Source organism: Sorangium sp. So ce302 (assembly GCF_051530145.1).
Classification (GTDB): Bacteria; Myxococcota_A; Polyangia; order Polyangiales; family Polyangiaceae; genus Sorangium; species Sorangium cellulosum_B.
The window spans coordinates 1,464,788-1,488,493 of sequence record NZ_CP150326.1 but is presented as its reverse complement, the minus strand read 5'-3'; the positions used below and the strand labels follow the sequence as shown (position 1 = coordinate 1,488,493).

17 protein-coding genes and 1 pseudogene are annotated in these 23,706 nt (G+C 69.6%); 6 read left to right on the top strand and 12 right to left on the bottom strand.

Annotated features, from left to right (window positions below; translation table 11 throughout):
- Positions 1–54: 54 nt before the first annotated feature.
- From WME73_RS05670 to WME73_RS05655, 4 genes and pseudogenes are all read right to left on the bottom strand, one after another.
- Positions 55–600: a hypothetical protein gene (locus tag WME73_RS05670; protein ID WP_437915001.1), complete on the bottom strand. Its 546-nt coding sequence runs from the start codon at positions 598–600 to the stop codon at positions 55–57.
- A 329-nt stretch (positions 601–929) separates the two neighbouring features.
- Positions 930–2,021 carry a glucuronyl esterase domain-containing protein gene (locus WME73_RS05665; protein WP_437747947.1) on the bottom strand — a complete coding sequence of 364 codons (1,092 nt, stop codon included), beginning with the start codon at positions 2,019–2,021 and terminating at the stop codon, positions 930–932.
- A gap of 366 nt (positions 2,022–2,387) precedes the next feature.
- A pseudogene (locus WME73_RS05660) lies at positions 2,388–2,612 on the bottom strand (cellulose binding domain-containing protein); the annotation flags it as partial.
- Between the two features lie 575 nt (positions 2,613–3,187).
- The gene (locus WME73_RS05655) at positions 3,188–3,961 is read right to left on the bottom strand and encodes a class I SAM-dependent methyltransferase (RefSeq protein WP_437915000.1); all 774 of its coding nucleotides are present in this window, start codon (positions 3,959–3,961) and stop codon (positions 3,188–3,190) included.
- A gap of 368 nt (positions 3,962–4,329) precedes the next feature.
- Between WME73_RS05655 and WME73_RS05650 the strand changes: the two genes are divergently transcribed.
- Together WME73_RS05650 and WME73_RS05645 are read left to right on the top strand one after the other, a co-directional pair.
- Positions 4,330–6,774 (top strand): alpha-glucuronidase family glycosyl hydrolase, encoded by a 2,445-nt coding sequence (locus WME73_RS05650; protein ID WP_437744489.1) that lies wholly within the window; start codon positions 4,330–4,332, stop codon positions 6,772–6,774.
- 252 nt (positions 6,775–7,026) lie between these two features.
- Positions 7,027–10,407, top strand: coding sequence for a hypothetical protein (locus WME73_RS05645; protein ID WP_437914999.1), 3,381 nt, complete (start codon positions 7,027–7,029; stop codon positions 10,405–10,407).
- On the opposite strand, the gene WME73_RS05640 is transcribed toward WME73_RS05645, so the two are convergent.
- The 4 genes from WME73_RS05640 to WME73_RS05625 form a co-directional block, all read right to left on the bottom strand.
- Entirely contained in the window at positions 10,388–11,737 is a 1,350-nt protein-coding gene (locus WME73_RS05640; protein WP_437917355.1) for a DUF1552 domain-containing protein, read from the bottom strand. The two genes, WME73_RS05645 and WME73_RS05640, sit on opposite strands and share 20 nt — an antisense overlap.
- A 71-nt stretch (positions 11,738–11,808) precedes the next feature.
- Positions 11,809–13,527 carry a DUF1592 domain-containing protein gene (locus WME73_RS05635; RefSeq protein ID WP_437914998.1) on the bottom strand — a complete coding sequence of 573 codons (1,719 nt, stop codon included), beginning with the start codon at positions 13,525–13,527 and terminating at the stop codon, positions 11,809–11,811.
- Between the two features lie 366 nt (positions 13,528–13,893).
- Positions 13,894–14,532 (bottom strand): NADPH-dependent F420 reductase, encoded by a 639-nt coding sequence (locus WME73_RS05630; RefSeq protein ID WP_437744486.1) that lies wholly within the window; start codon positions 14,530–14,532, stop codon positions 13,894–13,896.
- Between the two features lie 28 nt (positions 14,533–14,560).
- The gene (locus WME73_RS05625; RefSeq protein ID WP_437917354.1) at positions 14,561–15,379 is read right to left on the bottom strand and encodes an inositol monophosphatase family protein; all 819 of its coding nucleotides are present in this window, start codon (positions 15,377–15,379) and stop codon (positions 14,561–14,563) included.
- A 167-nt stretch (positions 15,380–15,546) separates the two neighbouring features.
- Between WME73_RS05625 and WME73_RS05620 the strand changes: the two genes are divergently transcribed.
- Positions 15,547–16,455, top strand: coding sequence for a LysR family transcriptional regulator (locus WME73_RS05620; RefSeq protein WP_437744485.1), 909 nt, complete (start codon positions 15,547–15,549; stop codon positions 16,453–16,455).
- A gap of 97 nt (positions 16,456–16,552) precedes the next feature.
- Here the strand turns inward: WME73_RS05620 and WME73_RS05615 are convergent, their stop codons facing one another.
- A complete protein-coding gene (locus WME73_RS05615) occupies positions 16,553–17,488 on the bottom strand; it encodes a LysR family transcriptional regulator (protein WP_437914997.1) in 936 nt (311 codons plus the stop codon).
- A gap of 109 nt (positions 17,489–17,597) precedes the next feature.
- On the opposite strand from WME73_RS05615, the gene WME73_RS05610 reads away from it, so the two are divergent.
- Complete coding sequence (locus WME73_RS05610; RefSeq protein WP_437298067.1) at positions 17,598–18,329, top strand: SDR family NAD(P)-dependent oxidoreductase; 732 nt, start codon at positions 17,598–17,600, stop codon at positions 18,327–18,329.
- A complete protein-coding gene (locus tag WME73_RS05605; RefSeq protein WP_437914996.1) occupies positions 18,319–18,636 on the top strand; it encodes a DUF1330 domain-containing protein in 318 nt (105 codons plus the stop codon). Before WME73_RS05610 ends, WME73_RS05605 begins: the two co-directional genes overlap by 11 nt.
- A 9-nt stretch (positions 18,637–18,645) precedes the next feature.
- Here the strand turns inward: WME73_RS05605 and WME73_RS05600 are convergent, their stop codons facing one another.
- Entirely contained in the window at positions 18,646–19,122 is a 477-nt protein-coding gene (locus WME73_RS05600; RefSeq protein WP_437914995.1) for a hypothetical protein, read from the bottom strand.
- 366 nt (positions 19,123–19,488) lie between these two features.
- On the opposite strand from WME73_RS05600, the gene WME73_RS05595 reads away from it, so the two are divergent.
- The gene (locus WME73_RS05595; protein ID WP_437914994.1) at positions 19,489–20,235 is read left to right on the top strand and encodes an outer membrane lipoprotein-sorting protein; all 747 of its coding nucleotides are present in this window, start codon (positions 19,489–19,491) and stop codon (positions 20,233–20,235) included.
- A 325-nt stretch (positions 20,236–20,560) separates the two neighbouring features.
- Here WME73_RS05595 and WME73_RS05590 read toward each other — a convergent pair whose 3' ends face one another.
- Together WME73_RS05590 and WME73_RS05585 are read right to left on the bottom strand one after the other, a co-directional pair.
- On the bottom strand, positions 20,561–22,822 hold the full coding sequence (locus WME73_RS05590; RefSeq protein ID WP_437914993.1) for an SdrD B-like domain-containing protein: 2,262 nt from the start codon (positions 22,820–22,822) through the stop codon (positions 20,561–20,563).
- 214 nt (positions 22,823–23,036) lie between these two features.
- Positions 23,037–23,444, bottom strand: a complete 408-nt coding sequence (locus tag WME73_RS05585) for a hypothetical protein (RefSeq protein WP_437914992.1) — start codon at positions 23,442–23,444, stop codon at positions 23,037–23,039.
- Positions 23,445–23,706: the final 262 nt, after the last annotated feature.

The window sequence follows — 23,706 nt, the reverse complement described above, 5'->3', positions numbered from 1 at the left end:
GGGGGGAGAGCTCCTCGCCGGCCCTCTCGTGTCCGCCCGCGTCTGCCCGGACCATCAGTAGGCGCCGCCCCGCGCCCAGCATCGTCGACCCCGGTGAGAGCCGCAAGGGGTCGCGCCCATGGCGATGGGTGGGCGGTTACGGAGGACCTGCGACTGAGGCACACCATAGTTGGGTTTGTTGACGAAGTCCGCGATATAGGGAATCAACAAATCACCAGCAGGAAGGTGGCGCGCCGCCACGCTCACCGTCTCGAGCCCCTGCCAGAAGATCGCGGAGATCTGGGTGGGCGCCGTTCCGCCGACATAAGGCACGCCATTGATCGAGGAGGCGACATGGAACGCCGATTGGCTCGAGTTGTACGCCACCGGCATCGCGACATTGATGCCCGACGTAGTGTAGATATTCTCTCGATCAATCTTGAACTGCTCACCGACATTCCAGGGCCACGCGCCGGACGTATCGACGCTCATCCCAGGGTAGTAGCCATAGTTGCCCACATAGGCCTCCGAGATATCCGCGTCTGGGTCGGTTCGAACGCGGTCGACGTTGTCCAGGAGCAGGTCGTATTGCGTCTGGGTGTCCCCCTCGATGTCCATCAACAGGTAATCGAGCGCATAGCCGTTGCTGCTGATCCAATCGAGCGCAGGGTCCAGCGTCGCCAGGCCCCACCCCCCTGGTCTCGAGCCCCGTGGGGACCCCGGCCAGGGTGTTGCTGATGATCACGTCGTCGTAGTCGCCCCGCTCTGCCCACCCCACCGCGGCGATGTCTCCCCCGTTCTGGACAATCTCGGGGTTGGTCGGCTCGAACGCCTGCCAGCTCGTGAAGTAGCCCTCGGCTTGCGCCATCGCGGTCGAGCATGCGATCACCGCCGCCGGGGCGGGTGCCGGTCGGGGCGCCCCTTGCGAGGCGCCCCTTCGCCCCGAGCGGCTACTGGAGGGTCGGCGCCGTCCACTTCATCCACCTGTTCAGATCGGCCGTCGCCCCGTCGCCCTTGAGCAGGTTGGTGTCCGCGGTGCCGCCGCCGACGAGGAACTTCTTCACGTACGCATCGAGGGCCGCCCTCTGCGAGGACGGGAACGCGCAGTGGGCATGGGCGGCGGTCTGCCAGTAACCCATCTTGTCCGGCACCCCGAGCCCCTTCCAGATCTGCTGGGCGATGGACCCCGCCGTGAAGGTGCTGTTGATGCCGAGCCAGTCGATCCTGTTGTCGATGACGAGCAGCGCGCGCGGCGCGACGAGCCCCATGACCATGTGATGGTCGAAGGGCAAGGACGTCACCCGGTTGCCGAAGGTCGAGCCGAAGTTCGCGCGGAACCACGGCTGCTCGCTGGCCGCGCTGGACAGGGTCTGCACGTTCTCCCCGGCGTTGGCGCCCGCCTGCGAGACGCGCCAGCTCGCCGAGCCGCCGGCGCCCGACTCCTGGGGGATCGTCAGCACGATGCGCTCGTCGAACGCGCCGGCCGTGAGCGCGCCCTTGCCGTTGCGCGAGCAACCCGTCACCGCGATGCGCTTCGGGTCGATGTTGGCCCCCGGGGTCTTCTCCAGCGCGTCGATGATCCGGCTCACGCCCCAGGCCCACGCGATCATCGAGCTGGCCGAGTGGTTGCTGCCGTAGAGGTTGTAGAACGTGCCCGTCCCGCGCGAGCCGCCGCCGTTCTGCGCGCCCATCGCGTTGTTGTCGAAGGTCGCCATCGCGACGCCGTTCTGGGTGAACACGCTGTTGTCCAGATTCGAACCGCCGATGCCGATGACGAGCGGGATCGGACCAGCAGGCGCGCCGGAAGGCCGGCTGATGTTGATGGAGAAGGAGGCGCTCTTCCCTGCATCGTTGACGTTGACCGTCAGCCTGTTCGCCGAGAACTGCCCCGTGACATTGTCCTTGGACACCACCGGCTTCGATCCGGACTCATACGTCTCGACCTGCGACTTGATCTCCGCGCGCCGGCACGCCCACTCCGACTTCTTCGTGATGCGTGAACCGCTCAAGCTCAGGAACGGATCGTGATGCGTGTCGAACACCGGGAGAGACGAGGCGGCGGGCAACGTCGGCTTGGGGCAGCTCGCGCCGCTGTCTTCGACCGCGCCCGTGCTCCCGCCCGACCCGCCGGAGCCGCCCGACCCGCCGGAGCCGCCGGAGCCGCCCGCACCGGAGCCGCCCGCACCGCCCGAGCCGCCTGCCCCACCCGCCCCCGTGCTGCTGCTGCTCGACGACGAGCTGCTGCTCGATGACGAGCTGCTGCTCGATGACGAGCTGCTGCTCGATGACGAGCTCGCGCTGCTGCTCGACGAGGAGGACGCGCCCGTGCCGACGATCGTGCCTCCGCTGCCGGTGACCGACGCGACCGCGGGCCGCCCGCTGCCGTTTGCGCAGAACCCCCACTCCACCCAACCTTTCTCCTTGATCGCTGCGTTGTGGGTCACGTTCGTGGCGGTGAACTGCCCGTTCGAGGATACGGAGGTCACGTTCCACGCATTGGCCAGCGTCGAGCCGTTGAGCCGGACGCCCACGTTCCAGCCGGTGGTGGCCGGGGAGCGGGACTTGTTCGTCACCCTCACGTTCGCGCAGTAGCCGTTCCCCCAGTCCGACTGAATCGCGATATCCGCCGACATCGAGCCGTCAGCGCTGTCCAGGGCGCCGTCCAGCGTGTCGAGATCCTCTTCCTCGATCGGCTCCACGGCGCACGCAAACAGACCGAGCGCGAACGAAGCGGAGATGCAGCCAAGCAAGCGAGTGGTACGCATAAGGTTCTCCATGATCAGAACGTCTGAGTCGCGGGCTTCTGCTCAAGGTGGATACGTGCACCAACGAGACGCCTGCGAACCCTCGTTCAATTGGTAGAGCTCAATATTCCCGGCCAGCGTGCACCTGATCATGAACACCTCGCGAACCTTGCCGACCCCATGCCTGGCAACCACGGTGTTCGTCGGACAGCTACTCACATACGGATACCCCGCGATGGGGCGGGGCACCCTGAGAAAGCAAGAGCAACCATGAAGCGCAGCTGCAAGGAGCGAGCGCTCCGGGCAGCGCTCTCTCTCGAACGCTGAGTCCGGCGATGTGATGACAGCGGCGCCCAGAGACGACATGGTTCACGTCCCCCGCACACCGGGCCGGACCATGCTGTTGCCGCTCAGGCTGCCTGGGCGCGCGCCAGCGTCGAGTTACGCCGTTCCGAGGCGGGGCGTCACGCCGGCTTGCGCCCCGACACCAGGTAGAACGTCACCCCGTGCGCGCCGCCGTGCGTGCGCGCGAGCGCGGCCTGCTTCCACGCGCGGGCCTCCTGCATGGCGATCGCCCACAGCCGCTCGAACTGCGCCGGATCGCCGCCGCCGGCCAGATACCAGGCGTGGGCCTGGTCGCGGGTGCCGCCCGTTCCGAGCCAGATGCCGCCGTCGATCCACGCCAGCATCTGGCGCAGCTCCGCGCGCTCCGCGGGCGTCTCGTACGGCGGGATCAGCGCGGCGCACTTGTCCGACTGGCACACGTGGAGATCGCCGAGCCCTGCCTCGCGGAAGAGCCCTGGCAGCCGCTCGCCCACGGAGCTGTCCCCCTGTCCCAGCGCGCGCTTGCCGTCCTGGCAGGTTGCCTCGAGCTCGAGCAGCGAGAGCCGGTCGGCGCGCGACAGGCCGGGCGCGGTGACCAGGGCGGTGGCCTTCTCGGCGAAGTTGTTCGGCTCGACCGCCAGCAAAAGGCCGCCGGGGCGCAGGACACGGCGCATCTCGCGCAGCACCCGCAGCGGGTCGGCGACGTGCATCAGGACCGTCTGGCACGTGGCGAGGTCGACGCTCGCGTCGGGCAGCGGGAGGGCCTCGGCGAGGCCCTCGAGGTACGACGTGCGCACCGCCACCCCGCACGCCTCGGCCTCGGCGGCGGCGCGCGCGCCCCGTCGCTCTGATGATCGAACGGCAAGGACGTCACCCGGTTGCCGAAGCTCGAGCCGAAGTTCGGGCGGAACCACGGCTGCTCACCATTCCCAGTGGAAGGCGCCTCGATCGCGGTTATTGGCAGCTTCAGTCCGCATTCCTGACGTTTTTTGCTCGGACCCCGCCAGAAATGCAGGAGCGCTGAACACTTCGCGCACGACGGCACAAGAAGCGACCTCTGACGAGGTGAGCAAGGCATGGCGGAGCCGCGGTGCGTTGCAGTCTTGCACGGCGCGTTTAGCCCTTGACGGGCGTCGAGGTTCACCCTCGAGATCCGCGAATCGGTTTGTTCACTCTCCTTCCCAAGCCACCCTCCATGGAAAGGCTGATTCAGATGGCGCCTCCTTCGGAAAACAAGATGCCACGTCGCGCGGGTCGACCGCCCACCAGACGGGCTCATTCGATGAAGATCCTGAGGGTACCGCTCCTCGTCGTCGGGCTCTTGAGCGCGGCGCTCGCGGGCGCTTGCTCCTCGAGCGGCACCGATGAGCCGAACGAGGTGACCGGCAGCGGCGGCTCCAGCGCGGCGGGGAGCCCCAGCGGGGCCACCGGCACGGGCGGCGGCGCGAGCAGCGGCGCGAACAGCGGCACAGGCGGCGGCGCATCGGTCGGCCAGGGCGGCGTGGACACGACAGGATCGACCGGGAGCACGGGCGGCATGTCGGGCTCCGACGAGGAGTACCCCGCGCCGGGCGCCCTGCCGGACGAGACGGGCGCAGACCTCTGGCTCAGGTACCCGAAGGTGCCGATTCCGGGGCGCCTCGCGGAGTACCAGGCGGCCTTCAAGCGCGTGGTCAAATCGGGGACCGGCGCGAGCCTCGACATCGCCGAGGCCGAGCTCGTCAAAGGGCTGAGCGGCTTGACGGGCGGAACCGTCGGGACCGGCGCGGCCGTCGACGGACCGGGCGCCGTGGTGATCGGGACGGCCACAGCGGACGTCATCAAGGGCCTGCCGCTCGCAGCGCGCCTCGGCGCCCTGGGCCCCGAGGGCTACCTCGTCGAGGCCGCCGACGTCGGAGGCCAGCCGGTGATCGCCGTGGCAGGCAACACCGAGGTCGGCGTGCTCTATGGCACCTTCGCGCTCCTCCGGCACGTCCAGAGCCACAGCGCCCTCGACAGGCTGTCGCTCACCGGCTCTCCGAAGATCGGCCATCGCATCCTGAACCACTGGGACAACCTCGATCGCAGCGTGGAGCGCGGCTACGCGGGCCGATCCATCTGGGACTGGAGCGCGCTGCCCGGCACGCTCTCTCCCCGTTACAAGGACTACGCGAGGGCCAACGCCTCCATCGGCATCAACGGGACGGTGCTGACCAACGTGAACGCCAACGCGCAGGTCCTGACGCCATCGTACCTCACGAAGGTCAAGGCGCTCGCCGACGTCTTCCGCCCTTATGGCATCAAGGTCTACCTCACGGCGCGATTCAGCGCGCCGGTCGAGATCGGCAACCTGAGCACGGCCGATCCGACCAACGCCAGCGTCAAGCAATGGTGGACGAACAAGGTCAACGAGATCTACCAGCAGATCCCCGACTTCGGTGGTTTCCTTGTGAAGGCGAACTCCGAGGGGCAGCCAGGGCCGCAAGACTACGGGCGGACCCACGCCGACGGCGCCAACATGCTCGCCGACGCCCTCGCGCCGCATGACGGCATCGTGATATGGCGCGCCTTCGTCTACTCCGACACCAGCCCCCCGGACCGCATCAAGCAGGCCTACGAGGAGTTCAAGCCTCTGGACGGCAAATTCAAGAGCAACGTCCTCGTGCAGGCCAAGAACGGCCCGCTCGATTTCCAGCCCCGGGAGCCGTTCCATCCGCTGTTCGGGGCCATGCCGAAGACGCCCCTCGCCCTCGAGCTCCAGATCACGAAGGAGTACCTCGGCGAGGACACGCACCTCGCCTACCTCGGCCCGCTCTACGAGGAGGTCCTCAAGGCGGACACCTACGCGGGCGGCGAGGGCTCGACCGTGGCGCGGGTCATCGACGGCACCCTCCACAAGTACACGACCACCGCGATCTCGGGCGTCGCCAACGTCGGTGACGACACGAACTGGACTGGATCGCAGATGAACCAGGCGAACTGGTACGTGTTCGGGCGCCTGGCGTGGAACCCGGACCTCTCCTCGGAGGCCATCGCAGAGGAGTGGGTCCGGCAGACCTTCTCGAACGACCCCGTCGTCGTCGAGCCGGTCGTTCAGATCATGATGGAGTCACGCGAGGCGCTTGTCGACTACATGACGCCCCTCGGCCTTGTCCACATCATGGGCAACGACCATCACTACGGGCCGGGGCCGTGGCTGAACAGCCTGAGCCGCGCCGAGTGGAACCCGGTGTACTATCACAAGGCGGACGCGAACAGCATCGGCTTCAACCGCACCTCGGCGGGCAGCAACGCTGTTGCCCAGTACGCCGCGCAGGTGGGACAGACGTTTGGGAGCCGGGACACGGTTCCGGACGATCTCGTGCTCTTCTTCCACCGCGTCGGCTGGCAAGACAAGCTGAAGTCGGGGAGGACGGTCTGGGAGGAGCTCGTCCATCGTTACAGCCAGGGCGTCGATGAGGTGGGGGTCATGCGAGAGACATGGAAGTCCGTCGAGGGCCGTATCGATGGCAAGCGCTTCGGTGACGTGAGCGACTTCCTTGAGATCCAGCACTACGAGGCGCGCTGGTGGCGCGACGCGTGCCTCGCCTACTTCGGCTCGGTGTCGAAGCTCCAGGTCCCGAGCGGCTATGCCCCCCTGGCGAACACGCTGAGCTTCTACCAGGGGCTCCGCTGCCCATCCGACCCGAAGAAGCCCCGCTGCTCGCAGGTCTATACGGGGAATCCGTCCCCGGCCATCCTCCAGTGAGAGCGGCGGGCCAGCTCGGTCTGGCCCGCGGCCTGCTGGCGATCTTCACGCCCCTGCCCCCGTCAAGCGCACAGCATCCTCTGGATCTTGCTGACTCGGCGATCTAGCCAGGTCACAACACCGGAGTCGTCGCATGACCTCGTCGTGGTCCGCGATCGACGTGAACGCACACACGCTGTTACCGTCCCGCTGGCTCATCCATCAGAGAACGGCGTGGTGCGCGTCGGCTGCAAGGCCGTCAGGAGGTGCGTCGTGACGCTGGCTTCGAGTCGAGCATTGTTGCTGTTGATGGCGGGGTGCGCCTCGGCGTGCAGCGCGCCTGGACCGCAGGCGGCGGGGACTGGTCCTGCCGAGCGCCCCGCGGAGCGCGCGCTCCGGCCGAGCGGCGCCGCGCCGGTCGAGCTCGGGCGGATCGTGAGCAGGGCGCGGGCGAGCTTTCGATCCACGCGACAAGGGCTCTCCGCCGAGGGCGCCGCCCACCGGATCGACGTCGAGGGCGGCGCGGCGCGGATCCGCGCGAAGCCCTCGGCGAGGGCGGCACGCAGGGGGCGAGCGAGGCAGCTCCAGGCGCTCGCCGGGGCGCGCTCCGCCGCCGAGCTGACGGCGCGCCGCCGCGCGCTCCGCGGGCCTCTCCTCGAGGGCGCGCCCGGCGAGCTCCAGCCAGGGAGCGCGCTCACGCTGACGACGCGTTCGATCGCCCGCGCCGGCCACGAGTGCGTGAACGGCGAGGGCCGCGTGCGCATGGCGGCGGACGGCGGCGCGGAGCGCGCGTTCGAGACCTGCAGCGAGCTGTGGAAGAACCACGAGGCGAACGCCGAGCAGGCGTTCCGGTTCCCCGAGCGGCCCGGGGGGCGCGGCGATCTCGTCGTGCGCGTGAGCGCCCGGCTCGGCGCCGCGGACGCCGCGCCCTCGGTCGCGAGCGACGCCCGCGGCCTCGTCCTCGGCGCCGCGCCGGGGCAGCGGTTCGTGTACGGCCACGGCACGTGGATCGACGCGTCGGGCCGCCGCGTTCCGGTGCCCGCCCGCTGGGCGGACGGCCACATCGAGCTGCGCGTGCCCGCCTCGGTCGTCGAGGAGAGCGGCTATCCGGCGCTGCTCGATCCGGAGGTGGGCCCGGAGATCGGGACGGAGCCGCCCGTGCCCGTCCAGCAAGACGTAGGGTTCGATCCGGAGATCGCGACCGACGGGACGAGCTACGTCGTCGTCTTCGAGGATCTGTCGCGCATCCGCGCGGTCCGCGTCGGCGCGCGCGGGGACGTGCTCGATCTCGACTGGCTGGATCTGGGCGAGGAGTCCGCCGGTCAGTACCTGCCCAGCGTGGCGTACGGCGGAGGCCGCTACCTCGTCACCTGGAGCCAGTACGGCGACGACGCCCGGATCACCATCCGCGGCCGCGTGATGCGACCCGACGGCACGCTCGAAGGGCCGGCGAGCTTCGCGATCTCGACGTCGGCCGAGGGCGTGTATCCCTCGGTCGAGTGGAACGGGGAGCGCTTCGTGACCGCCTGGCTCAGCCTCGCCGACGATGGGGCCGACGACGTCCGCGCGACGCTCGTCGACCCGAGCGGCAGCGCCGTTCCCGGCGCCGAGCGCGCCCTGTCCACGAGCGGCCGCGCGTCGCGGCCGGCGGTCGGCGCCGGGGCGGACGTCTCCGTCGTGGCCTGGGACGAGGACGTCGCCGGCGGCGGCGCGCGGGCCATCCGTGCGGCGCGGGTGGCCAGCGATGGGACAGCGCTCGACGCCTTTGGCGTTCAGATCTCGGAGGACCCGGGCAACGCGCGGCTGGCCGCGCTCGCGTCCGGCGCGACGAGCTTCCTGGCCACGTGGGTACGGGACGATCCCACGAGCACGATCCGGGGCGCGGTGCTGCGCGCAGACGGCACGATCGCGGCAAGGGACTTCCCGATCTCGCGGCCGAGCCCGGGCGCCGGGGCCCCCGCCGCGGCGTTCGACGGCAGCAGCTACCTCGTGGCCTGGGCCGACGAGCGGGACGGTCGCGCGATGTACGGGGCCCGCGTCTCGGCCGAGGGCGTCGTGCAGGGGACCGACGACGTGAGGCTCGCGGACGGGTCGCCTCGCTCCGTCCGGGATTCGGATCGGAACGCGCTCGTGTGGAACGGTTCGCACTTCCTGCTCGCGTTCCACGGCCAGGGCATCGAGGGCAGCCTGATCGGCCCGGATCTCGCGCTGGCCGCGGGCCGACTCGGGCTCAGCCCCCTGCCGAACAGGCAGGGCGCCCCGCGCGTGGCCTGGACCGGCGAGAGCTACCTCGTCGCCTGGACCGACGAGCCGGACCCGGAAGGGGAGCGGACGACCGCGCGCGCGGTGCGCGTGAGCGCGGCCGGCGAGGTCGTCGATCCGGTCGGGATCGAGCTCGCGAGCAGCGCCTTCGCGATCGATCTGGCCTCGAACGGCGGCGGCGCGTCGGTGCTCACCTGGAGCGCGCTCGGCGCCGGCGGGGATCACCTGCGGCGGGTGTCGGGCGACGGCGCGCTCGGGGAGAGCGTCGCCGTCTCGTCGCTCCACCTGTCGGCGACGCCGTCGGTCGCGGGCAACGGCGACGGTTATCTGGTGACCTTCGTGGAGAGGACCGCGGAGGAGCCCTTCGTGTATACAGCGTCGGGCCGCCTGCTCGGCGCTTCGGGGAGCGCTGGCCCGGTGTTCCCCATCGTGCCCTCGGTCGGGGCGGAGTCGCACGCGATGCCGCTCCGCGCCGGGCAGGACTACCTGGTGGCCTACTCGAAGGCCGGCCTGCATCTCGTCCCCGTGAGCCGCACGGGAGACGTCGGGGAGGGCTTCCTGCTGTCGAGCGCATCGGCCGCCATCGCCGGGGCGACGGACGGCACGGACACGCTCGTTGTCTGGACGGAGTCCGCCGATGGCTGGCCAGAGGGCGGTGATGGGCCGGTGCACGGTCGAATCTACGGCACGGGCGGCTGGCGGAGCGAAGCGTTCCTGATCTCGCCGACGAGCGCTGGTCATGCGGCGGCCGTGGCCTGGGACGGCGCGAGCTACCAGGTGGTGTGGGAAGAGGCGGAGACGCACCGGCTCCGGATCCGCGCCGTGGCCCCCGATGGAACGCCGGGCATGGAGGCGCTGCTCGTGGATGACGCGTGCAATGCGCCGATGCTGGCCCGCGGCGAGGATGGCCGGTTCCTCCTGAGCTATGACAAGCTCGGCCCTGCTGCGCGCACGCGGCGCGTCGTCTCGCGGCTGCTCAGCTGGGAGCCCTCACCCGGGCTGGCCGCAGGCGGCGGCGCGGGTGGAAGCGGCGGCGCAGGGCTCGGTACGGACGGAGGCGGCACTGTGGGGCCGGGCGCGGGCGGAAATGGCGGTGCGGAGCCGGCCGCGGGCGGCAGCGGCGGTGCGGAGCCGGGCGCGGGCGGGAGCGGCGGTACGGAGCCGGGCGCGGGCGGCCGAGCAGGGAACGGCGCGGGCGGCGGCACCTCCAGCGCTGCCGCCGGCAGCAGCAGAATGGATGGGACCGACGACACCGGCGACGACGCACAATGCAGCTTTCACGGCGCCGGCAGCAGGTCAGCGTACCTCGGGCTCACGGTCGCCCTGTTCGGCATCGCCCTCGTCGCGCGACGCCGCGGCGCCAGGAGTGGCGCTATGACGTCAGGTTCGTGAGCGGCCCGGTGCAATGCTCCGGGGTGCCGAACGTGGTCCGGGTGTCGCCGAACAGGTTCAAGATCGACACGAGCAGGTTGTTGTGCGGGAGGTTCTTGTACCGGAGCCAGCGCCCCGTACGCAGGCCTCCGCCGCCGCCGGCCAGGAGGAACGGCATGTTCGTCTTCTTGTGGCTCGGCGGATCCGAGATCTCGGAGCCGAAGAAGACGACGCTCTCGTCGAGCAGCGAGTGTCCGCCCATGTCGACCTTCTCCATCTCCTGCAGGAGATAGAGGTGTTGCTTCGAATACCAGTTGCAGATGAGCTCGCACTCCGCCGCCCTGAAGCCGCCGTCGTGCTGGTAGTAATGGTGGTGCTCGCTCAGGTTCAGCCAGGGGAAGGTGTGCTTCGCCTCGGTGTCGCTCCACTGAAGGGTGCCGACCGCGGTGATGTCGCAGGCGAGCGCCATCACCAGCATGTCCGTCATGAGCTTGCCGACCTTGGGGATCGCCGCGTCGGTCGACGTGTCCTTGATCGAGCCGTTGTCAGCGGAGTTGCGCCCCGTGCGCGGGTTGTAGTCGGACGTGTCGACCTTCGCCGGCGCCTGGCAGGCGCCCGCCGCGATCGGCGCCTTGCTGAGGCTCTGCTCGATCTCGCGGATCTTCGTCAGGTGCTGATCGATCTTCTGCCTGTCAGCCGCGCCGAGCCGCGAGGACAGGGCAGAGTAGCGCCGGTCGAGGAAGTCGAGGATCGATTGCTTCCGCGCGAGGCGCCGGGCGGCGTCGTCGTCGGCGCCGGGGTTCAGCGTGCCGAAGAGATCGGTGAAGATCTCCACCGGATCGATGCGCGGCGGGATCGGGCTGTAGGGCGCGTCGTTCTCGAAATTCGCGATGTTCATCGGAGACAGCAGGCCGTGCGATTTTCCCGTCGCCCAGCGCACCGCGATCTCGAGGCTCGCCTTCGCCTTTTGTCCCCCGGAGATCCGGGAGGCGATCACCTGATCGATCGACGGCCCGCTCCCGTAGGCGCGGCCCGCGGCGCCGTCCTGCGGCGTGCCCGTGAGCCAGGCGATGATCCCGGCCTGGTGCTGCTCGCCGAGCCCGCTCTTCATGTCGAGGCCGTCGACGACGAGCAGCCGGCTCTGCACCGGCGCGAGCGGCGCCAGGATGGGGCTCAGCGTGAAGCTCGTCTCGGAGCCCGTCGGCCGCCAGCGGTCCATCACGGTCCCGCCGGGCGTGTAGACGGCGAGGAAGCGCTTCGCGGGGGCGGCTTGCGCGCGCGCCGTGGGCTCGGTGCCCATGATCTCCAGCCACGGGAGCGCGATGGCGATGCCGCCAGCACCTCGCAGCAAGGCACGCCGGTTCAAGCGAAACGTCGAGCGAAACGTCGAGCGAAACGTCGAGCGAAACGTCGACATAGCCGTCACTCCTCCCGGGGAGCCATGGTGTGGAAGGCGTCCGTCTGCGTGAGCTCGATGAGGAGCTGTTTCACGTTGTATCCGGACGTCTTGAAGGCGGCCGTGACGGCCTCTCGGGTGCACTTGTCCTCGGCGCGCAGGGTGAGGCCGTAGGCGTATTCGATCCAGTGCGTCGCGAAGCAGCTCTGCACGTCCTCGGTCTCGGCGAGCTTGCGCACCAGCTCGATCGGCCCGCTCACCGTCCCCTCCGTGCCCGGCACCGAGCCGCTCGCGTCGATCGCGACGTCGTTCTCGGTCGTGCGGAACAGCCCGACGGCGTCGTAGTTCTCGAACGAGAAGCCGACCGGATCCATGAACTGGTGGCACGTCGCGCAGACCTTGTCCTCGCTGTGCTGACTGAAGCGCTCCCGCGCCGTCTTGCCGGTGTACGGGTCCGGCGGCTTCACCTTCTCCAGGATGTCGCCCGTGGGGAGCGGGATCACGTGGCACATCAGCTTCTGGACCACGAAGGAGCCGCGGACCACGGGGTTCGTCATGTTCGAGTGCGTCGTCCCGGCCATCACCCCCGCCTGGGTGAGGAGCCCGAGGCGCTGGGTCGTATCGAGCTCCACGCGCTGGAACGCGTCGCCCGTCACGCCGGAGACGCCGTAGAACGCCGCGAGCGGGCCGTTCATGTACGTGTACGGGGCGGTCAAGATGGACGGCCAGGTGCCGGCCTCCTCGAAGATCTCCTGCTCGAGGAACCGCTGCGTCTCCTCACGCATCAGCGAGCCGATGGTGCGAGAGAACTTCGGGAAGGCCTCCGCGTCCCGCTCGAGATCCGCGAGGCTGCTGATGGGGAGCAGGCTGTCGAAGAAGAACCGCACGACGGGTCGGGCCCGAGGGTCGTCGAGCATGCGCTCGGCGTGCGAGCGCACGCCTTCCTTCGTCGCGAGCTCCCCCGCCCGCGCGGCCGAGCGCAGCTGCTCGTCGGGCATCGTGCCCCAGAACAGGTACGAGAGCCGCGTCGCCATCTCGTCGCCCGTCGGCCGGCGGAGCGCCGGGCGCGCGGGATCGGGCGCGCCCCACTCGACGCGGTAGAGGAAATCGGGCGACTGGAGCACCGCCTCGATCACCATCGCGATGCCGGCGGCGAACGTCGCGTCCTCTCGCCCGACGCTGTACAGCGCGAGGAGCTCGTCCGCCTCGCCGGCCTGGAGCGGCCGGCGATAGGCGCGCGCCGCGAGGTCCTCGACGATCGTGCGCGCGCACGCTTCCTCGCTCGCCGCCGTCACGTCGCCCGCGCAGGGAGCGAGCCTCGCGAGCGCCTCCGGCGTCGCTGTCGCGCGCTGGGCGATGCCCTCCGCGATGGTGCCCAGCTGCTCGGCGAGCAGGCTCGAGACAGACAGCGTGTCCGCGTCGTTGCCGAAGCCGTTCCCGATATCCTCGCTCGGCAGCGAGAAGGCGGGCTCCGTCGTGTCCCCCAGGAGGTCGCGAACCGTGTTGTTGTATTCGAAGCGCGTCAACCGCCGGAGCGGCGCTCGCCCGGGGTACACCGTGTCGTCCTGGCAAACACCGATCGGATCATCGGTACCAGGTTTGCCGGAGCCGGAGCTCGAGCCGGAGCCGGCGCCCGGCTCACCCACGGATCCCGTACAGCCGCCGGCGAGGACCAGCGCGATCGGCGCGGCCCACCGAGCGCCTCCGCGACGACGCGCAGGCTGGTGACGCGAGGGTCTGGACATCGTTGTCGCTCCTCACCAGCGCTGGGAGCGCTGAAGTCCCGCGATTAGACAACAAGCGCTCTTCAATCGCCAGGAAATTGAGAGCGGATCCCTCCCCTTCGACCGCACAGGAGCCGTCGGGATCGTCCCGGCGGCCCCGTGATTCCAGTGACGGCGACATGATTTGATTTTTCAGGACGTGTTGCCTCCCGGCGCGCACACGTTCCGTTCGTTCCGTTCAGCAGCGAAAATCACACGAACAAGGCGCTTCTCGCTGGCTGCAATTTTCTCGCGATGGGCGTTCGCGCAGGACCGGATGGGTACTTTCGCAAAGCCCCGGTCACGGAGATGGATTGGGCTCCAGATCCGCGATGCGCGCCGTCGCGTCTACCGGGCGAGCGCGACGGCGAAGGGCGCGAGCCCTCGCCTTCGCAGCACGGAGGGGACGAGCAAGGCGACCGCCTCGGGGCCGCGCGCGGTCTCGATGTCTCCGAGATCTTCGATCCAGTCGGCCGGCCAGCCCAGATCACCGAGCAACCGCCCGACGACCGCCTTCGCGCCCTCGTCGTTGCCGGAGAGGAACGCGGTCGGGGCGGCGCGCAGGCTCGTGGGATCGGCCATGACGGTGAACAGCATGGTGTTCAGCGTCTTGACCACGGCCGTCTCGGGCAGCGCAGCCTGCAGGCGCTCGGCGACGCTGCCGTTCGGGTAAAGCAGGCTGCCGGGGAGGCCGTCGCGGCCGCGCAGCGTCGCGTTGGAGATGTCGACAAGGATCTTTCCCTTCAGCGCGTCGCGCAGGGCGCCGAGCCGCTCCACGCTCGTGTCCCCGGGGGTGGCGTTGATGACGATCGCGGCCAGGCGCGCGGTCTCCGCGTGATCCCTGAGCTCGACGCGCGCTCCCGACCATTTCAGCGCCGCTTGCGCCGGGTCCCTGGCGCCGATCGTGACGGCGTGCCCGGCGCCCGCGAGCTTGTTGGCGAGGACCGTGGCGACACGGCCCGAACCGAGGATTCCAATGTTTCCCATGAGTCGATCCATGTTCAGCCTCCTCCTCTCATCGGACGGTCGACAGGACGAAGGCCGCGCCGGCGTGGAGCCCGGGCGCTGCAGCCAGGAAGTCCTCGCTGGCGAGGGTCCAGCGCTCCCCGCGTGTGTCCGTGACCGTGCCCCCGGCCTCCGCGACGAGCAGCGCCCCCGCGACGAGCCCGGAGCGGATCTGGCTGTACTGCCAGAAGACGTCCATCCGGCCGGCCGCGACCTGAACGAGCTGGAGGGTGGCCGGGACCGAGACGCGCAGGACGAGCGCGCTTCCGAGCATCGCGGTGACGGACATGCCAATCCGCCGGTACGTCTCGTCGTCCTCACCCGGCTTCGCCTGGCCGGTCCCGACGAAGGCAGCGCCGAGCGCCGTCTTCGCCGACGCTCGGATCCTCCTGGTCCCGAGGTACGCGCCGGCGCCCTTCCGGGCGGTGTACGTGTCGCCGGTCAGGGGCAGGTGCACCGCCGTCAGGACCGGCTCGTTGTCGCGGACGAGGGTCGCCGTGACGCACCAGTCCGCCATCCCGTGAACATGGTTGATGTTCCCCTCGACGGTGTCGGTGACCCACCACTCCCCCGGCGGGAGGGGCCCGCACTCGAGCTCGTCCTCGACCCACCGGGCCTCCGGGCGAGCGCGCGACAAGGGCTCGCGGAGCGCCTCGAGGGAGACCGCATCGTTGGCGCCGAGCGCGGCGAAGATGTCCTCTCGGCTCCTCGGGCGCGGCTCTGTCGAGAAGCGACCGACGAGCCGCTCGCCCGCCGCGGAGAGCGCCGCGACGACCGCGGGCAGCAGGGGCTCGTCCTCCGCGCGGCCCGGGCTCCGGTCTCGCCACATCACATCGTTGTTCATCTGCTCGGAATGATCGGAATGAATCGACATGAATCCTCCTCGGACGAGCGCCTCGCGCGTGCTCGTGAACCGCTGAACCACCGCGCGGAGGAATAAACCCTGGACGACTCATACCGTCCAATGCATAGTTGATATGAGGAAGAATTACCGCCATGCATGTGGACCTGAACCTGTTGCCGGCGCTGGACGCGTTGCTCGAGGAGAGGAGCGTCAGCGCCGCGGCGGCCCGCTTGCGCCTGTCCCAGCCCGCGATGAGCCGAACGCTGGGGCGCATCCGGGACGCCACGGGGGACCCGATCCTGGTGCGCGCCGGCCGGACGATGGCGCTCACGCCCCGCGCGCTGGCCTTGCGACAGGAGGTCCAGGCCATCGTCCAGCGAGCGCACGCGGTGTTCGCGCCCGAGCGGGAGCTCGACCTGGCGAGGCTCGAGCGGACCTTCACCGTCCGCTGCCACGACGCCCTGACGACGGCGCTCGGCACGCGGCTCTTGCGAGCGGTGCAGGAGCAGGCGCCTCTCGCGAAGGTCCGGCTCCTGGCCGAGCCCGCGGGAGACACGGACGACCTGCGCCACGGGCGCGTGGATCTCGAGATCGGCTCGACGGAGCCCGCGCTCCCCGAGATCCGCGGGGAGCTGGTCGGCGAAGATCGCGTCGTCGTCGCCCTCCGCCGGGCCCACCCGCTCGCGCGCGGCCGGCTCACCGCCAGGCGCTACGCCGAGGCGCTCCACGTCATCGTCTCACGCCGTGGCCGCCTGCGCGATCCGATCGACGAGGCGCTCGAGGCCCTGGGGCTGCGGCGGCGCGTCGTCGCGGCGGCTCCCACGTGCGCGGCGGCCATCCATTTCGCCCACGAGAGCGATCTCGTCGTCGCGCTGCCGGCGCGCGTCTGCGGTCCCATCGTGCGGGCGCTGGGCCTCAGCACCCGCCCGCTGCCGCTCGACGCGCCGGAGCTCAGGATCGTTCAGCTGTGGCACCAGCGCTGCGAGGGCGACAAGGCGCACGCATGGCTGCGCGGACACACGCGCGAGATCCTCCGAGCGATCTGCCGTGGAGAGGCGTGACCCAGCAGCAGCGCGCCGGTCGGCCGGCGCTCACGGGCATGACGTCGACCGGCCTGGCGAGCGCGCTCCGCCGCCGGAGGTCCGGCCGGCGCGGCCCTCAACCCCTCCTCCGGCGGCGCGGGGCCTTCCCGGCCGCCGCGGGCGCCCCGGCGCCGCGGTCGCAGCGCCCGAGCGCCTCCCAGAGCGCCTGCGCGACGACGCCGTGCGGGCGATCGCGGCGGCGGATCACGAACAGCTCCATGATGTCGGCCACGAACTCGGGGACCTGCAGCGCCACGAGCTCGCCCGCCGCCAGCGCGCCGGCGGCCACGTGCTCGGGCAGCCCGCCCCAGCCCATGCCCGCGAGGATGACGTCCTTCTTCGCCGCGACGTCGGTGACCGTCCAGCGCAGGCCGCCCTCCAGCACGTTCAGGGACGGCGAGGTGCTCCCCCTCGCGCTGTCGCGCAGGACGATCTGCGCGTGCGCCCGCAGCAGCGCCGGCGGGATCGGCGCGCCGGAGGTGGCCACGGGGTGATCGAAGCGCGCCACCGGGATCACCCGCACGTCGCAGAAGCGCGCCGTCTCCACCGCTGAGCCGTCGATCCCGAGCTTCGTGGCGACCGCGAGATCGGCGCGGTCCTCGCGCAGCGCGTCGGCGGTGCCCGCCAGCCGCTCGGTGCCGAGCTCGATGCGCACCAGGGGATAACGCGCCAGGAGCCCCCGGAAGATGTCCATGATGGGGCCTAGCGGCGTCACCGCGTCGACGGCGAGCCGCACGATCGGCTCCGCCTTCCCCGAGAGGCGCATGCCGAAGCTGCGCAGCGCCTCGGTGCCCTCGATGACGGCCGCGGCGCGCTCGTGGAACAGGCGGCCGGCGTCGGTGAGCGTGGCGCGGTACTCCCGGCGATCGAACAGCTCGATCCCCAGCTCTCGCTCGAGGTTGCGCACCAGCTTGCTCACGGCCGGCTGGGACTTGTGCAGCCGCGCGGAGGCGGCGCTGAACGAGCCCTCGCCCGCGACGGCGAGGAAGGCGACGAGCTGATCGTAGGTCATGGCGGGGCCCGCAGGATCAGAACCTCGGGTTATGGTGTTGATAGAAACATACCACTTTCTTGGTTCGAGGGGCGGCCGTAGGTTGTCGACGCGAAAGGAACGACACTCCATGTCCACCAGGATCGATCGCGTCATCATCACAGGCGCCAGCAGCGGTATCGGCCTCGACCTCGCCAGGAGCTTCCTGGCCGAGGGATCGAGCGTCGTCATGAACGGCCGCGACCCGGAGAAGCTCGAGCAGGCGCGGCGGAGCCTCGACGGCGGGGCGCGCGTCGTCGCCGTGCCGGGCCACGTGGGGGATCGGGCCACGGCGCGGGCCGTCGCCGCGGCCGCGCGCGAGCGCTTCGGCGGCGTCGACGTGCTGATCAACAACGCCGGGATCTTCGGCGTGAAGCCGTTCCTCGAGAGCACGGAGGAGGACCTGGAGCGGTTCTTCACCACCAACGTGAAGGGGACGTTCCTGATGACGCAGGCGGCGGTGCCGCTGATGATCGAGGGCGGCGGGGGCTCGATCATCAATATCGGCACGGTGCTCGTCCAGCAGGCCATGGCGCGGATGCCGGCCTCGGCCGCCATGGCCAGCAAAGGCGGCGTCCACGCGCTCACCGTCTCGCTGGCCGCCGAGCTCGCCGCCCACAACATCCGCGTGAACACGCTGGCGCCCGGCATCATCCGCACGCCGCTCATCGGCGAAGGCGCCGATTCGCTGGCCTCGATCCACCCGCTGCAGCGCGTCGGCGAGGTGCGGGACACGACGGAAGCGGCGCTGTTCCTGGCCAGGGCCGGCTTCGTGACAGGCACGACGCTCGACGTGGATGGAGGCTACTCCCATGGGCGCTGAGGGCCGGCAGCACGTGCTCCTGGTGGGGCTCCAGCTGGCGGATGAGGCGTCCTACGCCCGCTACCGCGCCAGCATGATGCCGATCCTGTTGTCCCATGGCGGCGCGTTCGGCCACGATTTCGTCGTGGCGCGCGTGCTGAAGGGGGATGAGCGGATCAACCGCGTCTTCACCCTGCTGTTCCCCGACCGCGCGGCGAAGGAGCGGTTCTTCGCCGACCCGCAGTACCGCGTCGTGCGCGCCGAGCTCTTCGAGCCGGCGGTCGCGGCGGTCTTCATCCTCGGCGAGCTCGAAGCGACGGCGGGGTGAGCTGCCTCCTCAAGGCGTGTAGACGATATCGCCGTCATCGAAGAAGCCGCCGGGGATCGAGACGCCGACCGCGCCGTAGTAGTTCACGTCGACGGCGTCGACGCCCGCGCCTGGGCTGCCCAGGTCAGAGAAGGTGAAGCGGTTCGCCGCAGCGAACGCGCCGCCCGAGGTCCAGCACGTGCCATGGCCATCGAAGCTCCAGCTTCCGCCGCTCACGGTATGGGGACGGAAGCGCAGGTAGCGGCAGGTGACGGGGGCTTCGCCGGGATTGTGGATGATGATCGTGAAATGCCCCCTGAGCGAGCCGTCGGCCTGCTGGCTCACCGAGCCCATGAAGCTGGCATGGCCGCGCACGCCCCATCCGGACAGCGTCGGCAGCGGCCCGGCCGCCGCAGGGGACGAGAACGCGGTGATGGCGAGGCCGGCAGCCATCGTGAGGGACATGACGAGGGAGCGGGTCTTGCGGGTCGTGTTCGTGGGCAGCATCGTATCTCCTTGGTCGTTGCAGCGTCGTTGCAGCGAGCCTCGCGGGAGGCTTCCTACGTGCGGAGAGCAGGCGGACACTGGCATGAGGCGTACCAGGGCCCACGACACGAGCGGGTCGCGCGGGGGCGGCTAATTCAGCGGAGATCCTGGGACGGGCGCGGCGCGAGGAACGCGGGATGGAGGGACGCGCCTCCATGTCCGGTGGTGGCTCGCGGCACCACCGGGGGGCGCGGGCCGCCGTGCGCAGGATTGACCTCGCGGACGCCATGTTCCTATCATGCCTATCCCCCACGCTCATGCAGGTGAAGCCGCGACGGCGGCTCCGCCCCGGCAAGCGGCGGGCCCCCCCAGCTCTCCGAGGTCCCGATGAGGTTTTCGCGCTTCGTTTCCATCCTCGCCACCACGGTCGCGCTCGGTCTCTCGCACGCCCCCGCGGCGCTGGCCGACGACGCCGCCGACAAGGCGCTGGCAGCGACCGAAGCGGCCATGAACAAGGCCAAGACGCTCTACTTCGAATACGAGGCCAAGACGACGGAGAGCGGCAGACCCGACAAGACCGTCGGCCTGAACGTGTGGATGAAGGGCGAGAAGCGCCTCGCCGAGTTCACAGCTCCCGCCGACCTCAAAGGCACCAAGGTCCTCATCCTCTCCCCTACCGAGATGTACGTCTATCTGCCGTCCTTCGGCAAAGTACGCCGCATCGCCAGCCACACGAGCGATCAGAGCGCCTTCGGCATGGCCTTCAGCCAGGGAGACCTGGCCACCCAGAAGTACGGCAGCTACACGCCGGCCGTCAGCTCCTCCGGCGACAAGGAGGTCAAGCTCACGCTCACGCCCAGGAGCGGCCAGGCGACCTCCTACGCCAAGATCGAGATGACGATCACGAAGGACAAGAACGTCCCCAGCGAGATCAAGTATTACAAGACCGAGGGCAAGCTGGTGAAGACCGAGACCCGCACCGGCTACTCCTGCGACGGCGACGTCTGCACCCCCGGCACCCTCAAGATGGTGGACCACACAAAGAACCTCACCACCACGCTCACGCGCAAGAAGGTGAAGGTGAACGAGGCCATCAGCGACGACACCTTCTCCAAGCGCAACCTGGAAAAGTGAGCGGCGCGGCCGTCGACGGCCACCATCTCCTGAAGCACTCGACCTCAGGGTCGCCTCCTCCTCGATGAAGGGCATCAAGGAGGAAGAGGCACGCCTCGCATGGGCTGCTGGTTGCGGAGCGATCGAGCGATGAGGCTGCCGATCGCGGACCAGGACGTTCGGTGAGGAGGAACTCGGGGAGGGAGCGGCGCAGGAGGGGAAGCGGCCGAGGAGAGGGGGAGGGGCCAGCGCAGGTCGCGCTTGAGGAGGTTCGCTCGGGGCGGGCGCTGGCCTCGGGGGAGCTCTCGGCTTGCTGGCCGATCACCGGTTATCGGCCGATCATCGGTCAATCACGGTGCGGCGCGCAGAGGAGGCCGTTGTTGTAGTTGTCGAGCTTCGTGGCGAGCGGCTCGCCGGTCGCCCAGGGCGAGTTCTTGCCTCCCTCCTTCACGTTGCTGCCGAGCGGGTAACTCTTGAGCCAGGCGTCGGCCGCGGCGATGGTGTCCTCGATGCAGCTCGACTGGTTGCCGATACCGACGTTGAGCTTGGCGACGATGAGGTGCTTCGCGATGGTGTACGTGACGTCACCCTTGGTCGGACGGCTGATGATGTCGAGGAGCTGGGACTTCGTATAGGTCTTGCCGCCGATGGTCAGCTGCGAGACCTTCCAGGCGCTCTCGTGGTTCTTCCAGTAGCCGGGGGTGCCGGTGCCGGGGGAGGCGCACTGGCAGACGCCGCAGTCGGTCGCGCAGCTCGAGCAGTCCTCGGAGCCGGCCTTGCAGACGCCATCGCCGCATACCGGCGGGCACTCGCCGCAGTCGGCCGCGCAGCTCGAGCAGGTCTCACCGGCCTCGCAGACGCCGCTGCCGCAGACCGGCGGGCAGATGCCGCAGTCGCTCGGGACCTCGAAGCAGTTCTCGCCGGCCTCGCACACGCCGTTGCCGGGGACCGCGGGGCAAGCGCCGCAGTCGCCGGTGCAGGTCGAGCAGTCCTCGCCGTTCTCGCAGACGTTGTTGCCGCAGACCGCGGGGCAGGCGCCGCAGTCGTCCGAGCAGCTGCCGCAGTCCTCGCCGGCCTCGCAGGTGCCGTTACCGCAGACCGGCGGGCAGGTGCCGCAGTCGGCCGCGCAGGTGCCGCAGCTCTCGCTGCCGTTGCAGGTGCCGTCGCCGCAGGCGGGCGGGCAGACGTCGCAGTCGGAACTGCAGCTCCCGCAGTCCTCGCCGGCCTCGCAGGTGCCGTTGCCGCACTGGGGCGGGCAGACGCCGCAGTCGACGGCGCAGGTGGAACAGCTCTCGTCGCCGCCGCAGACGCCGTTGCCGCAGGAGAGCTGGTAGCCGAAGTCCGCGTCGAGCAGGTCCTGTGCCCAGCCGAGCGAGACAACGCCCACGTTGTCGAGCCCGCCGTCGGGGTCGGCCGTCGGCTCCTGTCCAGCGAGCGGACCGCTCGTCATGAAGTTGTCGGGCGTGACGACCACCGAGTAGGTGCCCGCCGGGAGCGTGTCGAAGAGGTAGAAGCCGGGCTGGCCGGTGTAGGGGCTCGTGCCGGTGATGGTGAAGTCGATCAGCTGGGTCCCCTGGAACAGCTCGACACGGACGCCGTTGACGCCGAGCTCGCCGGTCTCCGGCTCGTAGAGCCCGTCGGCGTCGCTGTCGAGCCAGACCGTGTCGCCGATCGACGAGTACGTCACGTAGCCGAAGTCGGCGTTGGCCACGTTCTCACCCACGTCGAGGGACACGCCGAGCGGCTCGTCGTCGCTGGTCAGGATATGGCCGAGCGGGAGCGTCGCGTCGTCGACGTCGACGACGTAACAGCCCGCCTCGAGCTCGGTGAAGCGGTAGATGCCGTTCGCGCCGGTCACCGCCGTCTGGAGCAGGGCGCCGTCGGCGACGCCGTCGCAGTTCGCGTCGCCGAAGAGGTCGACGACGACGCCGGAGATACCGAGCTCGGAGGCGTCCTCGATGCCGTCCGCGTTCGCGTCGAACCACACCTTGTCGCCGATCGAGCCCTTCGGCACCGTGTAACAGACCTCGAGGAGAGGCCGGTAACCCATGTCGGTGTGGGCGCTGCCCTTGTACGACGTCTTCCCGCTGGCGCCCTCCTCGAGGAGGATCCCGTAGCTCGGCGCCGTCCCGCTCACCCACTGCTGCACCATCCCGGTGAGGTCGACGGTGGTCCACCCGGTGACGTTGGGCACGAACGAGGTGAACGCGGCGGGGTCCATGCCGCCGAAGTTGTTCCACGTGACGAGCGGCTCGCTCCAGGGAGCGAGCACCTGGTGGACGTACACGGTCTTCGCGGTGCTCGTGTACGTCAGGGCGTAGAACTTGGCCGACGTGACGAGAGAGCCGGCGGGGATGGGGCTGAGATCGAAGCGGAACAGGGCGCGCTTCTCTCCGACCGAGCTGGAGTACCCGGTGTTGACCTCGAACGGGGACGGGACGTGGTAGCTCGGGGCGAGGCTCCAGATCTCCGCGTTGTAGATGTCGCCCAGGACACCCCGCTTGATCACGGTGCACGTGGGAGACGGAGCGGTCGTGTTGGCGAGGCTGGTGGCGGTGATGAACAGCGTGGCGAGCGCGGCAGAAGATGCGATTGCGATCTGCTTCATTGGTAGCTCCTCGAGGTCCTCACGGGTGAACCATTGCTGGAGCGTCATCCGAATAGCAGGCACCATGACACACGGGTCAGGCGAGGTCGGTTTCGCGGGCTCCGGTCGGAATGAGCCCCCGCGGGCTGATCAGGATCAGATCAAGTACGCGGGCGCTCTGGCTTCGATCAGAGGGCGGATGCGCAAGGTGACAGTGTTCAAGATAGCAACTCGACTACGAAGGTGTCCAGATCTTTTTGAAGACAGACCAGAAAAATACATCGAGTTGCGCAGTGACAATTTTGGGTCGTTCGGCGACGTTTTTGGGCGTCTCGCTTCTTCCCGCATCTTCCCGCATCTTCCCGCATCTTCCCGCGTCTTCCCGCGTCTTCCCGCGATCTGTGGGGAGGAACGCAGAGACGAGCGTGGTCTGTCGCATCGATGTCGCATCGATATCGATGGCGAGTGCGCAGGTCGCGGTCCGCGGGTTGCGGCGTGCCCCGCGCGGCGCGTGCGGCGGCGGCACGCCACGACGCTCAGCCGGATCAGCAGCCCTCGCCGACCCTTCGAGGAGGCCGAGGGACGAACACGATCCGATCAGGTACGCGGGAGTGTCTGACGAGATTTGATGCAGAATGCGCACGGGACCATTTTTCAAAATAACGAGTCTTCGCTTCGCCTGTCTAGATCCATTTTTTGCCGCGTGAGCTTTTTATGTGGCTCTTGGTCTCGTTCTCGTATGCGGGCTCGTATGCGGGCTCGTATGCGGGCTCGCATGCGGGCTCGCGTGCGGGTGGGTGTCAGGCGCCGGGCGCAGCTCATCGCGCACCGTTCATCACATACCGTTCATCGCGCACCGTTCATCGCACACGTTCATCGTCCACCGCGCCCACCGCCGAGGGAGA

What these genes read in the sequence shown, in the direction of transcription:
- WME73_RS05650 (WP_437744489.1), top strand. Translation starts at nt 4,330, where the DNA reads ATGAAGATCCTGAGGGTACCGCTCCTCGTCGTCGGGCTCTTGAGCGCG.
- WME73_RS05635 (WP_437914998.1), bottom strand. Translation starts at nt 13,527, where the DNA reads ATGTCCAGACCCTCGCGTCACCAGCCTGCGCGTCGTCGCGGAGGCGCT.
- WME73_RS05630 (WP_437744486.1), bottom strand. Translation starts at nt 14,532, where the DNA reads ATGGGAAACATTGGAATCCTCGGTTCGGGCCGTGTCGCCACGGTCCTC.
- WME73_RS05625 (WP_437917354.1), bottom strand. Translation starts at nt 15,379, where the DNA reads ATGTGGCGAGACCGGAGCCCGGGCCGCGCGGAGGACGAGCCCCTGCTG.
- WME73_RS05620 (WP_437744485.1), top strand. Translation starts at nt 15,547, where the DNA reads ATGCATGTGGACCTGAACCTGTTGCCGGCGCTGGACGCGTTGCTCGAG.
- WME73_RS05615 (WP_437914997.1), bottom strand. Translation starts at nt 17,488, where the DNA reads ATGACCTACGATCAGCTCGTCGCCTTCCTCGCCGTCGCGGGCGAGGGC.
- WME73_RS05610 (WP_437298067.1), top strand. Translation starts at nt 17,598, where the DNA reads ATGTCCACCAGGATCGATCGCGTCATCATCACAGGCGCCAGCAGCGGT.
- WME73_RS05605 (WP_437914996.1), top strand. Translation starts at nt 18,319, where the DNA reads ATGGGCGCTGAGGGCCGGCAGCACGTGCTCCTGGTGGGGCTCCAGCTG.
- WME73_RS05600 (WP_437914995.1), bottom strand. Translation starts at nt 19,122, where the DNA reads ATGCTGCCCACGAACACGACCCGCAAGACCCGCTCCCTCGTCATGTCC.
- WME73_RS05595 (WP_437914994.1), top strand. Translation starts at nt 19,489, where the DNA reads ATGAGGTTTTCGCGCTTCGTTTCCATCCTCGCCACCACGGTCGCGCTC.
- WME73_RS05590 (WP_437914993.1), bottom strand. Translation starts at nt 22,822, where the DNA reads ATGAAGCAGATCGCAATCGCATCTTCTGCCGCGCTCGCCACGCTGTTC.